This is a genomic window from Pseudomonas sp. MHK4 (assembly GCF_054600775.1).
This window is the reverse complement of sequence record NZ_BAAIAK010000007.1, coordinates 154,719-168,926: the sequence shown is the minus strand read 5'-3', so window position 1 is coordinate 168,926 and position 14,208 is coordinate 154,719. Positions and strand designations below refer to the sequence as shown.

The window sequence follows — 14,208 nt, the reverse complement described above, 5'->3', positions numbered from 1 at the left end:
GCGTTGTATCCGGCCATTATCGTGAACATGCCTGAACGAGACCCTGCCATGAGTGAAGAGATCCTGATCAACATCACGCCGATGGAATCGCGCGTGGCGGTGGTCGAAAACGGTGTCCTGCAAGAAGTTCATGTCGAGCGCACGCAAAAGCGCGGGATCGTCGGCAACATCTACAAAGGCAAGGTGGTGCGGGTATTGCCGGGCATGCAGGCGGCGTTCGTCGATATTGGCCTGGACCGCGCCGCGTTCATTCATGCGTCGGAAATCTCCTTGCGTGAAGGTCCGGCGGTCGAGAGCATCAGTGCGCTGGTGCACGAAGGCCAGAGCCTGGTAGTGCAAGTCACCAAGGACCCGATCGGCTCCAAAGGCGCGCGCCTGACGACGCAGCTGTCTATCCCTTCGCGTTATCTGGTGTACATGCCGCGCACTGCGCACGTCGGTATTTCGCTGAAGATCGAAGACGAAGCCGAACGCGAACGCCTCAAGCAAGTGGTGACTGATTGCGTGGCCAAAGAGGGCATCAAGGAAGCGGGCGGGTTCATCCTGCGCACGGCGGCCGAGGGCGCGGGCGCCGATGAAATCCTCATGGACATCCGCTATCTGCGCAGGCTGTGGGACCAGATCAGCGAGCAGATCAAAACCATCAGCGCCCCCAGCGTAATTTATGAAGACCTTGGCCTGGCGCTGCGAACGTTGCGGGACCTGGTCAGCCCGAAGATCGAGAAAATTCGCATTGATTCCCGGGAAACCTTCCAGAAAACCACGCAGTTCGTCGCCGAACTGATGCCGGAGATCGCCGATCGTCTGGAACATTATCCCGGCGAGCGGCCGATTTTCGACCTGTACGGTGTCGAAGATGAAATCCAGAAAGCCCTTGAGCGCAAGGTCCCGTTGAAGTCCGGCGGTTACCTGGTGGTCGACCCGGCGGAAGCCATGAGCACCATCGACGTCAACACCGGGGCGTTCGTCGGGCATCGCAATCTCGAAGAAACCATCTTCAAGACCAACCTCGAAGCAGCGACCGCCATTGCCCGTCAGCTAAGGCTGCGCAATCTGGGCGGGATCATCATCATCGACTTCATCGACATGGAGGATGAGGAGCACCAGCGCCAGGTGCTGCGCACGCTGGAGAAGCAGCTGGAGCGCGACCACGCCAAGACCAACATCATCGGCATCACCGAGCTGGGCCTGGTCCAGATGACTCGCAAGCGCACCCGCGAAAGCCTCGAACAGGTCCTGTGCGAGCCATGCACCAGTTGCCAGGGGCGCGGCAAGCTGAAGACTCCGGAAACCATTTGCTATGAAATTTTCCGCGAAATCCTCCGTGAGGCTCGCGCCTATCAGGCGGAAGGCTATCGTGTATTGGCGAACCAGCGAGTCGTCGATCGCCTGCTTGATGAAGAGTCGGGTAACGTCGCCGAACTTGAAGTGTTCATCGGGCGCACCATCAGGTTCCAGGTCGAAACCATGTATTCCCAGGAACAATACGACGTCGTGCTGCTCTGAACTGCTACGTCTTGAATTGTCCTGAACGGCTGGCCTCAGCTTTCTGCATGAATTTTGCCATGGGAGCCAACTGACATGGAGCGTCTGACACGCATTTTGGCCGCATTGATCCGCTGGGGTCTAGGCCTGTGCGCGTTGGTTTTGGTGTTGATGGCGTTGTACGTCAGCCTTGGCAGGGAACTGGCTCCCCTGGTGGCCGAGTACCGTAGCGAGGTCGAAACCAAGGCCGGCACGGCCTTGGGCATGCCCCTGCAAATCGGTGAGTTGAAAGGCAGCTGGAGCGGTTTCGCGCCGATTCTGTCGGCTCACGATGTGACGGTGGGCGAAGGTGCCAACGCCCTGCACCTGGAGCAGGTGCGGGCTGTCCCGGACCTGTGGGCCAGTCTGCTGGCCCGCGACGTGCGCATCGCCAATCTGGAACTCAATGGCCTGAAGATCAGCGTCAAGCAAGGCGATGATGGCAATTGGGCGCTGGAAGGTTTGCCGGTAAAGGACGATCAGCCGCTGGACCCGGAGCAGTTGCTCAATCGCATGCAAATGATCCAGAAACTGTCGGTACTCGATAGCCAGGTCACGTTGCAGCCGTGGGGTGAATCGCCGCTGACCCTGACGTACGTCGGCCTGAGTCTGAAAACCGGCGCCTCCCGCCAGCGCCTTGATGCCCGTTTGACCTTGCCCGATGGCCAGCCGATGGCCATGAGTTTGCGCAGCCGTATTCGCGCCAGCGAGTGGAAGGACGGTGAGGTGGAGGTTTATGCGAGCCTGCCGCAAAGTGACTGGTCGAAGTGGTTGCCCGAAACCCTGACCCAGAATTGGAATTTCTCCGAAATCAAGGCCGGTGGCGAGCTTTGGGTGACCTGGGGCAAGGGCGTCTTGCAAAGCGCCGCCGTGCGTTTGAACGCGCCGCAACTCAAGGGTGCCTACGCCGAGCGCAAGCCGATCCAGATCAACAATCTGGCGCTTAACGGTTATTTCCAGCGCAGCGACGAGGGCATGCTGGTCACGGTAGATTCCCTGGCCATGAATCTTGGCGAGACCCGTTGGGAATCACGCCTGCAATTCAAGCAGACCACGGACGCGGACAGCACCCAGAATCTCTGGCACCTGCAAGCCGACCGTCTTGACCTGACGCCGCTCACACCACTGCTCAATGCCCTGGCGCCATTGCCGGAAGGCGTCGCCACGGTGGTCGAGCGGCTCAAAGTCACCGGGGGACTGCGCAACGTCCTGATCGACGTGAAGCCCAATGCCACCGACGACAGCAGGTTCAGTTTCGCGGCCAACCTTGATCGGGTCGGCTTTGACGCGTATCACGGCGCGCCGGCGGCGCGTAACGTGTCGGGCAGTATCAGCGGGGACCTTGGCCATGGCGAGTTGCGCATGGACAGCAAGGATTTCATGCTGCACCTGGACCCGATTTTCGCCAAGCCATGGCAATACATCCAGGCCAACGCGACCTTGACCTGGAAGCTCGATAAGGAAAGTTTCACCCTCATCGCGCCGTACCTGAAGGTGCTGGGCGAGGAGGGCAAGATTGCCGGTGACTTCCTGATCCGCCTGTTTTTCGATGACACGAAGGAAGACTACATGGACCTGCGGGTCGGCATGGTCGAGGGCGACGGTCGCTACACCGCCAAGTACCTGCCCACAGTGCTCAGTCCGGCGCTGGACGAGTGGCTGCGTACGGCGATTCTCAAAGGTGCGGTGGACCAGGGTTTTTTCCAGTACCAGGGCTCGTTGAACCATGGCGCGGCGGAAACGGCCCGCAGCATCAGCCTGTTTTTCAAGGTTCACGATGCCGAGCTGGCGTTTCAGCCTGGCTGGCCGCATGTCAGCAAGGTCACGGGTGATGTGTTCGTCGAAGACAGTGGCGTGCGGGTTCTGGCCAGTCAGGGGCAGTTGCTCGACACCCAGGTCCGCGACATCTACGTCAATATTCCCCACGCGCCCGCCGGGCAGAACAGTCATCTGTTTCTCGATGGCGCGTTCGCTGGCGGATTGGGCGATGGCCTGAAAATTCTCAAGGAAGCGCCGATAGGCACTGCCGAGACTTTCGCTGGCTGGGAAGGCGAGGGCGACCTGCAAGGCAAGCTGAAGCTGGATATTGCGCTGGCCAAAGACGAGCAGCCCAAGATCCTGGTCGATTTCAAAACGGCCAAGGCCCGCCTGAAACTGCCCGAGCCCCCCCTTGAGCTGACCCAGCTCAAGGGTGACTTCCGTTTCGACAGCAGCAAAGGCTTGAGTGGGCAGAATATCAGTGCGCGCGCCTTCGATAAGCCGGTGACTGCGCAAATTTTCGCCGAGGGTCGCGAGGGTAAGCTCAACACCCGGGTCACCGCTTCCGGGCAGGTGGAAGTCAAGAAGCTCACGGACTGGCTGAGTGTGACCCAGCCGTTGCCGGTGAGCGGCGTGATCCCGTATCAACTGCAATTGACGCTCAATGGCGCCGATAGCCAGTTATTGGTCAATTCCAGTCTCAAGGGTGTGGCCGTCGATCTGCCGGCGCCTTTTGGCCTGGCGGCCGATGCCGGACGTGAGACCTCGTTCCGCATGACCCTGCAAGGCGAGGAGCGACGCTACTGGGTGAACTACGGTGAGCTGGCGAACTTCACGTTTGCCGCACCGGCCAGTAATTTTGCCAACGGCCGCGGCGAGTTGTTCCTCGGCAATGGCAATGCCGTGCTGCCCGACGCCAAGGGCCTTCGGATTCGTGGCACGCTGTCGGAACTGGATGTCGGCCCGTGGCAGGACCTGGTGAGCAAGTATGCCGGGCAAGACCCCGGCGGCAATGCCAAGCAGTTGCTCAGTGGTGCGGACATCAAGGTCGGCAAGCTCCGCGCTTTCGGCACCACGCTGGATCAGGCCGCGGTACAGCTGACGCGCAAACCGTCCGCATGGGCCTTGCAACTCGATAGCCAACAGGTCAAGGGCAACGCCAGCTTCCCCGATGCCAAGGCCGCGCCAATGGTGATCAATCTGCAAACCGTGCGGTTGCCGGCCCCCGACCCGAAGGTGCTGGCCGATGAAAACTCGCCAGACCCCCTGGCCTCGGTGGACCCGAAAAAGATCCCGGCGCTGGATATCACCATCAACCAGTTGTACCAGGGCAACGATCTGGTCGGCGCCTGGTCGCTGAAGGTGCGTCCGACGGCCAAGGGTATTGCGCTCAACTCGCTCGATATGGGGCTCAAGGGCATCCTGTTGCAAGGCAGCGGCGGTTGGGAAGGCGCGCCCGGCGCCAGCTCCAGCTGGTACAAGGGGCGGATCAGCGGCAAGAACCTCGCGGATGTGCTCAAGGGCTGGGGCTTTGCACCGAGCGTCACCAGCCGGGAATTCCACATGGATGTCGACGGCCGCTGGCCCGGCTCGCCGGCTTGGCTGGCCACCAAGCGCTTTTCCGGCACCCTCGATGCATCGCTCAATGAAGGCCAGTTTGTCGAGGTTGAAGGCAGCGCCCAGGCGTTGCGGGTCTTTGGCCTGCTCAATTTCAATTCGATTGGCCGCCGCTTGCGCCTGGATTTCTCCGATCTGTTCGGCAAAGGCCTGAGCTATGACCGGGTCAAGGGACTGCTGGTGGCGACCAACGGCGTGTACGTGACACGCGAACCTATCCGCCTGACTGGCCCGTCGAGCACCATTGAACTCAACGGCACCCTGAACATGGTGGCCGATCAGATCGATGCGAAATTGATGGTGACTTTGCCGGTGACCAACAACTTGCCAATTGCCGCACTGATCGTCGGTGCACCGGCCATTGGTGGGGCGCTGTTCCTGATCGACAAGTTGATCGGTGACCGTGTCTCGCGTTTTGCCAGCGTGAAGTACACCGTCAAGGGGCCGTGGAAGGAGCCGAAAATTACCTTCGACAAGGCTTTTTGAGAAACCACTCCCCTGGCCTATGGAGTAGCATGGCCGTACCCCCACCCCTATATGTGTTGATTTCCGCACAAGGAAAAGGCCATGTCTGTAGCGGTAATTCAAATGGTCAGCCAGAGCGATGTGCCTGCCAATCTGGCCCGGGCGCGTCAGCTGCTGGAGCAAGCGGCCGCTGGTGGTGCGAAACTGGCCGTGCTGCCGGAAAACTTCGCCGCCATGGGCCGGCGCGACATCGCCGACATCGGTCGTGCCGAGGCGCTGGGTGAAGGCCCGATCCTGCCGTGGTTGAAACAGGCGGCCTGCGACCTCAAGTTATGGATAGTGGCCGGTACCTTGCCGTTGCCGCCGGTGGATCAACCGACGGCAAAGGTGCATGCCTGCTCGTTGCTGGTGGATGATCACGGCGAGACGGTGGCACGCTACGACAAGCTGCACCTGTTTGACGTGGACGTGGCGGACAATCGCGGCCGTTATCGCGAATCCGATGACTATGCTTATGGCAGTGGCGTGGTGGTTGCGGACACACCGGTCGGTCGAGTCGGCCTGACGGTCTGTTATGACCTGCGCTTCCCGGAACTGTACAGCGAGCTACGCGCTGCCGGGGCAGAGCTTATTACCGCGCCATCGGCGTTTACCGCGGTGACCGGCGCGGCGCATTGGGATGTGCTGGTTCGCGCGCGAGCCATCGAAACCCAGTGTTATATGCTCGCAGCCGCCCAGGGGGGAACCCATCCGGGGCCGAGGGAAACCTGGGGGCACGCGGCCATTGTCGACCCATGGGGACGGGTGCTGGCACAACAGGATCAAGGCGAGGCCGTGCTGCTGGCCGAAATCGATAGCAGCGAACAGGCGTCCATCCGGGCGCGGATGCCGGTGTCCACTCACCGGCGCTTTTTCTCGCAGGGCGCCCAGCGACCTGCCTCAGAACGATGAATTGAAGGCGTAAAGCATATGAGCGAGTTGTTGTCCTCAGTCAGTGAACACCTCCTGGCGCCGGGTGGCGTAACGATCGAAAGCCTGCAAGGTGTGCTTGGCGACCTGGCCGGCCCTGGCATCGATGCCGCCGACCTGTATTTTCAGGGGCAGATTTCCGAATCCTGGGCGCTGGAAGACGGCATCGTCAAGGAAGGCAGCTTCAACCTCGACCAAGGGGTTGGCGTGCGCGCGCAATCCGGTGAGAAGACCGGGTTTGCCTACAGCAACGCCATCACCCTGGAAGCCCTGGGCGCGGCGGCCCGTGCCGCCCGTTCGATCTCCCGGGCCGGGCAGAATGGCACCGTGCAAGCGTTCACCACTCAGGATGTGGCGCAGTTGTACGGGCCGGACAATCCTCTGGAAGTGCTGACCCGTGCCGAAAAAGTCGATCTGCTCAAGCGCATCGATGCCGCCACCCGCGCCCTCGATCCGCGCATCCAGCAGGTCACCGTGAGCATGGCCGGCGTCTGGGAGCGGATCCTGGTGGCGTCCACCGACGGCGGCCTGGCGGCAGATGTACGGCCGCTGGTGCGTTTCAACGTCAGCGTGATCGTCGAGCAGAACGGCCGTCGCGAGCGCGGTGGCCACGGCGGTGGCGGGCGTACCGATTACCGTTATTTCCTCGCCGAAGACCGGGCCATGAGCTATGCCCGTGAAGCGCTGCGCCAGGCCTTGGTCAATCTGGAAGCCATTCCGGCGCCGGCCGGTACCTTGCCGGTGGTGCTGGGTTCCGGCTGGTCGGGCGTATTGCTGCACGAAGCGGTCGGCCACGGCCTGGAAGGCGACTTCAACCGCAAAGGCAGTTCGGCCTACAGCGGGCGCATGGGCGAGATGGTTGCGTCCAAGCTGTGCACTATTGTCGATGATGGCACCCTGGCCGGTCGCCGTGGCTCCTTGAACGTCGACGACGAAGGTACGCCAACCGAGTGCACCACGCTGATCGAAAACGGCGTGCTCAAGGGCTACATGCAGGACAAGCTCAACGCCCGCCTGATGGGCGTGGCCCGCACCGGTAACGGTCGTCGCGAATCCTACGCGCACCTGCCGATGCCGCGCATGACCAACACCTACATGCTCGCCGGCGAAAGCGACCCGGCGGAAATCATCGCATCGGTGAAGAAGGGCATCTACTGCGCCAACCTCGGCGGCGGCCAGGTGGATATCACCAGCGGCAAGTTCGTGTTCTCCACCAGCGAGGCGTACCTGATCGAGGACGGCAAGATCACCGCGCCGGTCAAAGGCGCGACCTTGATCGGCAACGGCCCGGAGGCCATGAGCAAGGTGTCGATGGTCGGCAACGATCTGGCGCTGGACAGTGGTGTGGGGACGTGTGGCAAGGATGGGCAGTCGGTGCCGGTGGGTGTCGGCCAGCCAACGCTGAAGATTGATGCGATTACCGTGGGTGGCACGGGCGCATAGGGACATACATCCCTCTGTAGGAGCTGCCGAAGGCTGCGATCTTTTGATCTTTAAAAGCAAAGATCGCAGCCTTCGGCAGCTCCTACAGAGGCTGTGATGACTTAACGCAGACCGCGTTGAGTCTCGTCCAGCTCACGGATGTACTTGAAGATTTTACGGCTGGAAGCAGGAGGCTTGTTTTGCGCAACCTCGTGCTGGGCCTGACGGATCAGGGAACGCAATTGCTGGCGGTCCGCGTCCGGGTAGTCGACGACGAATTTTTCCAGTACGGCATCGTCGCCGGCGATCAGACGATCGCGCCAACGTTCCAGGTTATGGAAGCGTTCGTTGTATTGGCGAGTGGAGGCATCGAGTTGATCGAGCAAGACCAGAATCGCGTCAGTGTCCTGATCGCGCATCAGCTTGCCGATGAACTGAAGGTGCCGTTTACGCGCGATGTTCGCGGTGTGCTTGGGCGCATCGGCCAAAGCCCGGCGCATGGCGTCGGTCAAAGGCAGTTTTGCCAGCAAGTCAGGCTTGAGCGTTGTAAGGCGCTCGCCGAGGTCAACCAGAGCATGCAGCTCGCGTTTAACCTGGGATTTGCTTTTTTCTCCCGTATCGAGGGAGTCGTCGTAAGAATCAACCATGGTGGCCGTCCGCAAAGAAACGCCGCCATGATAACCAGTCGGGGGCCGCTTGTCCGGCCCGGTCGCTCGATGACCGTTACCGAAAGCAGAATTTGAGTGGAGAACAGCATGAGTGCAGTTGAAAGCGTCGGCCCACAAGCGTTGCCGGCACTGCAGGAACAAGTCGAGCAGATCATCGCTGAAGCCAAGCGTCAGGGGGCCAGTGCCTGCGAAGTGGCGGTATCCCTGGAGCAGGGCCTGTCGACCACAGTTCGGCAGCGTGAAGTCGAAACCGTCGAATTCAACCGCGACCAGGGTTTTGGCATCACCCTGTACGTCGGTCAGCGCAAGGGCTCGGCCAGCACTTCGGCCAGTGGCCCTGAGGCGATTCGCGAAACCGTAGCCGCTGCCCTGGCGATCGCCAAGCATACCTCGGAAGACGAAGCCTCGGGCCTGGCAGATGCCGCGCTGATGGCCAAGGACTTGCAGGACTTCGACCTGTTCCACCAATGGGATATCACCCCGGAACAGGCAATCGAGCTGGCGCTGAACTGTGAAGCGGCGGCGTTTGCCGCCGACAGCCGGATCAAGAATGCCGATGGCACCACCCTGAGCACCCACCAGGGCTGCCGTGTCTATGGCAACAGCCATGGGTTTGTTGGCGGTTACGCATCGACCCGGCACAGCTTGAGTTGCGTCATGATCGCCGAGGCTGATGGCCAGATGCAGCGCGATTACTGGTATGACGTGAACCGCCAGGGCAACCTGCTGGCCGACCCGGTGAGCATCGGCCAACGTGCGGCGCAGCGCGCGGCGAGCCGCCTGGGTGCACGTCCGGTGCCGACCTGCGAAGTGCCGGTGCTGTTTTCCGCGGAGCTGGCCGGCGGGTTGTTCGGCAGTTTTCTGTCGGCGATTTCCGGCGGCAGCCTGTATCGCAAATCCTCGTTCCTCGAAGGCACGCTGGGGCAGAAGCTGTTCCCGGAATGGCTGACCATCGACGAGCGTCCGCACCTGATGCGGGCCATGGGCAGTGCGGCGTTCGACGGTGACGGCCTGGCGACCTACGCCAAACCGTTCGTCGAAAAGGGCGAGCTGGTGTCCTACATCCTCGGCACCTACTCCGGCCGCAAACTTGGCATGCCGAGCACCGCCAACGCGGGTGGCGTGCACAACCTGTTCGTCACCCATGGCGACGAGGACCAGGCTGCCTTGCTGCGGCGCATGGGGCGCGGCCTGCTGGTGACCGAGCTGATGGGCCAGGGCCTGAACATGGTGACCGGCGATTACTCCCGTGGCGCGGCGGGTTACTGGGTTGAGAACGGCGAAATCCAGTTCGCGGTCCAGGAAGTGACCATCGCCGGCAACATGCGCGACATGTTCAAGCAGATCGTTGCCGTGGGTAATGACCTGGAACTGCGCAGCAACATTCGCACCGGTTCGGTGTTGATCGAGCGCATGACGGTGGCGGGCAGCTAAGCCTCGCCGCTACACAAAAAGGCGCGTCACCCATCAGGTGGCGCGCCTTTTTTGTCCTTGTAGGAGCGAGCTTGCTCGCGAAGCGGCCCTCACGGCCGCCAAGAGCTTCGCGGGCAAGCCCGCTCCTACAGGGTTCGTGGTGTGTCTTTGCTCTTGTGTTGGTTCTCATTATCATCTAATAATAAATCTCATTACCGAATGAGCCCCGGATCATGAGTTCTGCCTTGCACGAGCAGCCTTACCTCGAAAGCTGGCGCTGGATGAGTCGCCAGATCCGTTGTGCGATGGATCCCGACGAGCCGCGCCTGATCGATCATTACCTGGCCGAAGGCCGGTATCTGGCCTGTTGCACGTCTACCTCCGCCTGGACCATTGCCGAAACCTCCTTCCGTTTGCTGCTCGACACCGCCGCCGATGTCGCGCTGCCCTGGCACTGGCGCACCTACTGCCTCGACCAGGCCTGGCGCCCATTGCGCGAACTCGAACGCCTCGCTTTGTGCAAATGCCGCCTCAACCGCTGGCAGAGCTACACCTGGCAACTGGCGACCTGCGAGTTGCAACCCTCGATTCCCTTAAACGAACTGGTGCAAGGATTTTCAGATGACCAAGACACGTATTGAGCGCGACAGCATGGGCGAACTTCAGGTCCCGCAAGATGCTCTCTATGGCGCACAGACTCAGCGTGCAGTGGATAACTTCCCGATCAGCGGCAAGCCGATGCCGGAGCAGTTCATTCGTGCGTTGATCCTGGCCAAGGCGGCTGCTGCTCGCGCCAACATCGAGCTCAAGCAGATCAGCGAGTCCCAGGGCAACGCCATCGTCGAGGCGGCGCAAGGCCTGCTGGAAGGCGATTTCATGCAGCATTTCCCGGTGGATGTGTTCCAGACCGGTTCCGGCACCAGCTCCAACATGAATGCCAACGAAGTGATCGCCACACTGGCCAGCCGCCTGCTCGGCGAGCCGGTGAACGCCAACGATCATGTCAATTGCGGGCAGAGTAGCAACGACATCATCCCGACCACTATCCACGTCAGTGCCGCGCTGGCCTTGCACGAGCAGTTGCTGCCGGCCTTGAACGGGCTGGTGCAGGTGATCGAGCGCAAGGCACAAGAGGTGCATCGCCATGTCAAGACCGGTCGCACCCACCTCATGGATGCCATGCCGGTGCGCATGAGCCAGGTGCTCAAGGGTTGGGCGCAACAGCTCAGGGCCAACATCGGCCATTTGCAGGGCCTGCAGCCAAGCCTGCAATCCCTGGCCCAGGGCGGCACCGCAGTGGGGACGGGGGTCAATGCGCATCCCGAATTCGCTGCACGCTTCAGCCAACAGTTGAGCAAATTGACCCAGGTGCGGTTCACCCCGGGCGTTGATCTGTTTGCCCTGATCGGGTCCCAGGACACCGCCGTTGCCGTTTCCGGCCAGCTCAAGGCAACCGCGGTGTCGCTGATGAAAATCGCCAACGACCTGCGCTGGATGAACTCCGGTCCCTTGGCCGGACTGGGTGAGATAGAGCTCGAAGCCTTGCAGCCGGGGTCTTCGATCATGCCCGGTAAGGTCAACCCGGTGATCCCGGAAGCCACCGCCATGGTCGCCGCTCAGGTGATCGGTAACGACACGGTAATCACCATCGCCGGTCAGTCGGGCAATTTCGAGTTGAACGTGATGCTGCCCATCGTCGCCCAGAACCTGCTGAGCAGTATCGAATTGCTGGCCAACTCCAGCCGTCTGCTGGGCGAAAAGGCGATTGCCAGCTTCAAGGTCAACGAAGACCGGATCAAGGAGGCGCTATCACGCAACCCGATCCTGGTGACCGCACTCAATCCGATCATTGGCTACCAGAAAGCCGCTGAAATCGCCAAGAAGGCCTATCAGCAGGGGCGCCCGGTGATCGATGTCGCGCTGGAGCACACCGACTTGTCGCGTAGCCAGCTCGAAGAGTTGCTCAACCCGGAAAAACTCACTGCAGGCGGCGTGTAACTACCACCACCGCTTTGGAGGCTCACCATGGAACACTGGAAACGCACGATCGAAAGGGCTAATCGCTGTTTCATGTTGGGCGAGCTGGTCGATGCTCGCGAGGCTTACTTGCAGGCATTGGCACTGGCCCAGGTGCTGTTCGAGCGCTGGGCAAATGCCGATGAAGCGGTGGCGGCCTGTGTGATCTCCCACCACAACCTGGCGGACCTGCATTTGCGCCTGAATCAGCCAGAGGAGAGCGCCGAGTACCTGTGCGCCATTCACCAGCACCTGCTACAGGCCATGCAGGATCCGCGACTGACGCCGGCCCTGCGTGAAGCGGCGCTGCGCCAGAGCAACAAGACCTACGTCGAACTGCTGAATTTCATCAGCGAACACGGTGAATATCCACGCACCCATCGGTTACTGCACATCGAGGCTGCATCAAAGTCGCAACGTCTTGCGCCTCACCATCATGGAGTCCACTGAACATGGCTTTTACCCTGCCTGCCTTGCCGTATGCCTACGACGCCCTGGAACCGCACATTGATGCGCAGACCATGGAGATCCACTACACCAAGCACCACCAGACCTATATCAACAACCTGAACGCGGCGGTCGAGGGCACCGAGTTCGCCGAGTGGCCAGTCGAAAAACTGGTGGCCGCCGTGCAGCAACTGCCGGAGAAACTCCGGGCAGCGGTGATCAATCAGGGCGGCGGCCACGCCAACCATTCGCTGTTCTGGGAAGTCATGGCGCCTCATGGCGGCGGCAAGCCCGAAGGCACTCTGGCCCAGGCCATCGATGAGCAACTGGGTGGCCTCGACAATTTCAAGGACGCATTCACCAAGGCGGCGCTGACTCGTTTCGGCAGTGGTTGGGCCTGGCTGAGCGTAACCCCGCAAAAGACCCTGTTGGTGGAAAGCAGTGGCAATCAGGACAGCCCGTTGATGAACGGCAATACGCCGATCCTCGGCCTGGATGTGTGGGAGCACGCGTACTACCTGCAGTATCAGAACCGCCGTCCGGAATACATCAGCGCGTTCTACAACGTGATCAATTGGCCAGAAGTTGCGGCGCGCTATCAAGCTGCACTGGCCTGAGTCCTTTATAAAAACCACCCAAGGCTGATTATGGGCACTGAAACGCTGGCGATCGGAAGTGGACGAATGTTTCGTTACGCATTTGGATCGCTGTTACTGCTAGCGGGCCTGAGCTTGCTGGTTGCACACGGGCTGGCCTGGCTGGACCTCGAGCCCAGGCTGTCGCGGGCGTTGCAGGGCGGTGCGATCTGCGCCCTGGGCACGGCGCTCGGGGCCGTGCCGGTGCTGGTGATCCGGCGCATGCCCCAGGTTCTTAGCGATACGCTGCTGGGCTTTGGTGCTGGCGTAATGCTCGCGGCGACCGCGTTTTCGCTGATCGTGCCGGGCATCACCGCAGCAGAAAACCTGGGCATGACGCCGTGGGCAGCCGGCAGCCTGATGTGTCTTGGCATCATGCTCGGCGCCTTCGGTCTGTTCCTGGTGGATCGCAAGGTCTCGGATGCTTCACCGCAAATGCTCGTCGGCACCGCAGAGCATCCGGTCATTGCGCCACGGATCTGGCTGTTCGTGTTTGCCATCATTGCCCATAACATCCCTGAAGGCATGGCGGTCGGCGTGTCGGCCGGTGGCGGCATGCCTGACGCCGACAGCCTGGCAATGGGCATTGCCTTGCAGGATGTGCCAGAAGGCTTGGTGATTGCGTTGGTCCTGGCCGGGGCCGGGATGTCGCGTTTCAAGGCTTTCCTGATTGGTGCGGCGTCCGGGTTGGTAGAGCCGGTGTTCGCGCTGTTGTGCGCGTGGCTGGTGAGCCTGGCCGAATTGCTCTTGCCTTTGGGGTTGGCGCTGGCGGCGGGCGCGATGTTGTTGGTGGTCACCCACGAAGTCATTCCCGAGTCGCGCCGTAATGGTCATGACAAGCTGGCCAGCCTTGGGTTGCTGATCGGGTTTTGTTTGATGATGGTGATGGATACGGCGTTGGGTTAAGAAAAAGATCGCAGCCTGCGGCAGCTCCTACAGGTAAACACGATCCCATGTAGGAGCTGTCGCAGGCTGCGATCCTTTGATTTTGATCCTTACTCGCCTTCGTCGAAGTAGTTGTTGATCAACGCCACCAGCGCATCCAGCGCTTCCTGTTCCTGCTCGCCTTCCGTGCTCAAATGGATTTTGGTGCCCTTGCCGGCGGCCAGCATCATCATCGCCATGATGCTTTTACCATCGACGGTGGTCTCTGCCGTGCGTCCTACCCTGATCGTGCAATCCTTGAATTGACCGGCGATCCCAACGAATTTGGCCGAAGCGCGGGCATGCAGCCCCAGCTTGTTGATGATTTCGATTTCCAGAGCAGGCATCGC

General features: G+C 61.1%; 12 protein-coding genes. 10 read left to right on the top strand and 2 right to left on the bottom strand.

What is annotated here, in order from left to right; translation table 11 throughout:
- The first annotated feature begins 48 nt into the window (after positions 1–48).
- The 4 genes from rng to tldD all read left to right on the top strand — a co-directional run bounded on the left by rng (position 49) and on the right by tldD (position 7,776).
- Entirely contained in the window at positions 49–1,506 is a 1,458-nt protein-coding gene (gene rng / locus ACYP2Q_RS19085) for a ribonuclease G (RefSeq protein ID WP_110746812.1), read from the top strand.
- A 75-nt stretch (positions 1,507–1,581) separates the two neighbouring features.
- The gene (locus ACYP2Q_RS19080; protein WP_459731964.1) at positions 1,582–5,385 is read left to right on the top strand and encodes a YhdP family protein; all 3,804 of its coding nucleotides are present in this window, start codon (positions 1,582–1,584) and stop codon (positions 5,383–5,385) included.
- Positions 5,386–5,466: 81 nt separating this feature from the next.
- Positions 5,467–6,315, top strand: coding sequence for a carbon-nitrogen hydrolase family protein (locus ACYP2Q_RS19075; protein WP_459731963.1), 849 nt, complete (start codon positions 5,467–5,469; stop codon positions 6,313–6,315).
- An 18-nt stretch (positions 6,316–6,333) separates the two neighbouring features.
- Positions 6,334–7,776 (top strand): metalloprotease TldD, encoded by a 1,443-nt coding sequence (tldD, locus tag ACYP2Q_RS19070; protein WP_459731962.1) that lies wholly within the window; start codon positions 6,334–6,336, stop codon positions 7,774–7,776.
- A 101-nt stretch (positions 7,777–7,877) separates the two neighbouring features.
- Here the strand turns inward: tldD and yjgA are convergent, their stop codons facing one another.
- A complete protein-coding gene (gene yjgA, locus ACYP2Q_RS19065; RefSeq protein ID WP_034148278.1) occupies positions 7,878–8,402 on the bottom strand; it encodes a ribosome biogenesis factor YjgA in 525 nt (174 codons plus the stop codon).
- A gap of 108 nt (positions 8,403–8,510) precedes the next feature.
- On the opposite strand from yjgA, the gene pmbA reads away from it, so the two are divergent.
- The 6 genes from pmbA to ACYP2Q_RS19035 all read left to right on the top strand — a co-directional run bounded on the left by pmbA (position 8,511) and on the right by ACYP2Q_RS19035 (position 13,840).
- Complete coding sequence (gene pmbA, locus ACYP2Q_RS19060) at positions 8,511–9,857, top strand: metalloprotease PmbA (RefSeq protein ID WP_459731961.1); 1,347 nt, start codon at positions 8,511–8,513, stop codon at positions 9,855–9,857.
- Between the two features lie 212 nt (positions 9,858–10,069).
- The gene (locus tag ACYP2Q_RS19055; protein ID WP_459731960.1) at positions 10,070–10,477 is read left to right on the top strand and encodes a FagA protein; all 408 of its coding nucleotides are present in this window, start codon (positions 10,070–10,072) and stop codon (positions 10,475–10,477) included.
- Positions 10,458–11,834 (top strand): class II fumarate hydratase, encoded by a 1,377-nt coding sequence (locus ACYP2Q_RS19050; protein WP_459731959.1) that lies wholly within the window; start codon positions 10,458–10,460, stop codon positions 11,832–11,834. The genes ACYP2Q_RS19055 and ACYP2Q_RS19050 overlap by 20 nt, the downstream gene beginning before the upstream one ends.
- 27 nt (positions 11,835–11,861) lie before the next feature.
- The gene (locus tag ACYP2Q_RS19045) at positions 11,862–12,302 is read left to right on the top strand and encodes a hypothetical protein (RefSeq protein WP_459731958.1); all 441 of its coding nucleotides are present in this window, start codon (positions 11,862–11,864) and stop codon (positions 12,300–12,302) included.
- A 2-nt stretch (positions 12,303–12,304) separates the two neighbouring features.
- Positions 12,305–12,916, top strand: a complete 612-nt coding sequence (locus ACYP2Q_RS19040) for a superoxide dismutase (RefSeq protein WP_459731957.1) — start codon at positions 12,305–12,307, stop codon at positions 12,914–12,916.
- 30 nt (positions 12,917–12,946) lie between these two features.
- The gene (locus ACYP2Q_RS19035; RefSeq protein ID WP_459731956.1) at positions 12,947–13,840 is read left to right on the top strand and encodes a ZIP family metal transporter; all 894 of its coding nucleotides are present in this window, start codon (positions 12,947–12,949) and stop codon (positions 13,838–13,840) included.
- An 89-nt stretch (positions 13,841–13,929) separates the two neighbouring features.
- Here ACYP2Q_RS19035 and ACYP2Q_RS19030 read toward each other — a convergent pair whose 3' ends face one another.
- Positions 13,930–14,205 carry an HPr family phosphocarrier protein gene (locus ACYP2Q_RS19030; RefSeq protein WP_459731955.1) on the bottom strand — a complete coding sequence of 92 codons (276 nt, stop codon included), beginning with the start codon at positions 14,203–14,205 and terminating at the stop codon, positions 13,930–13,932.
- Positions 14,206–14,208 lie beyond the last annotated feature (3 nt).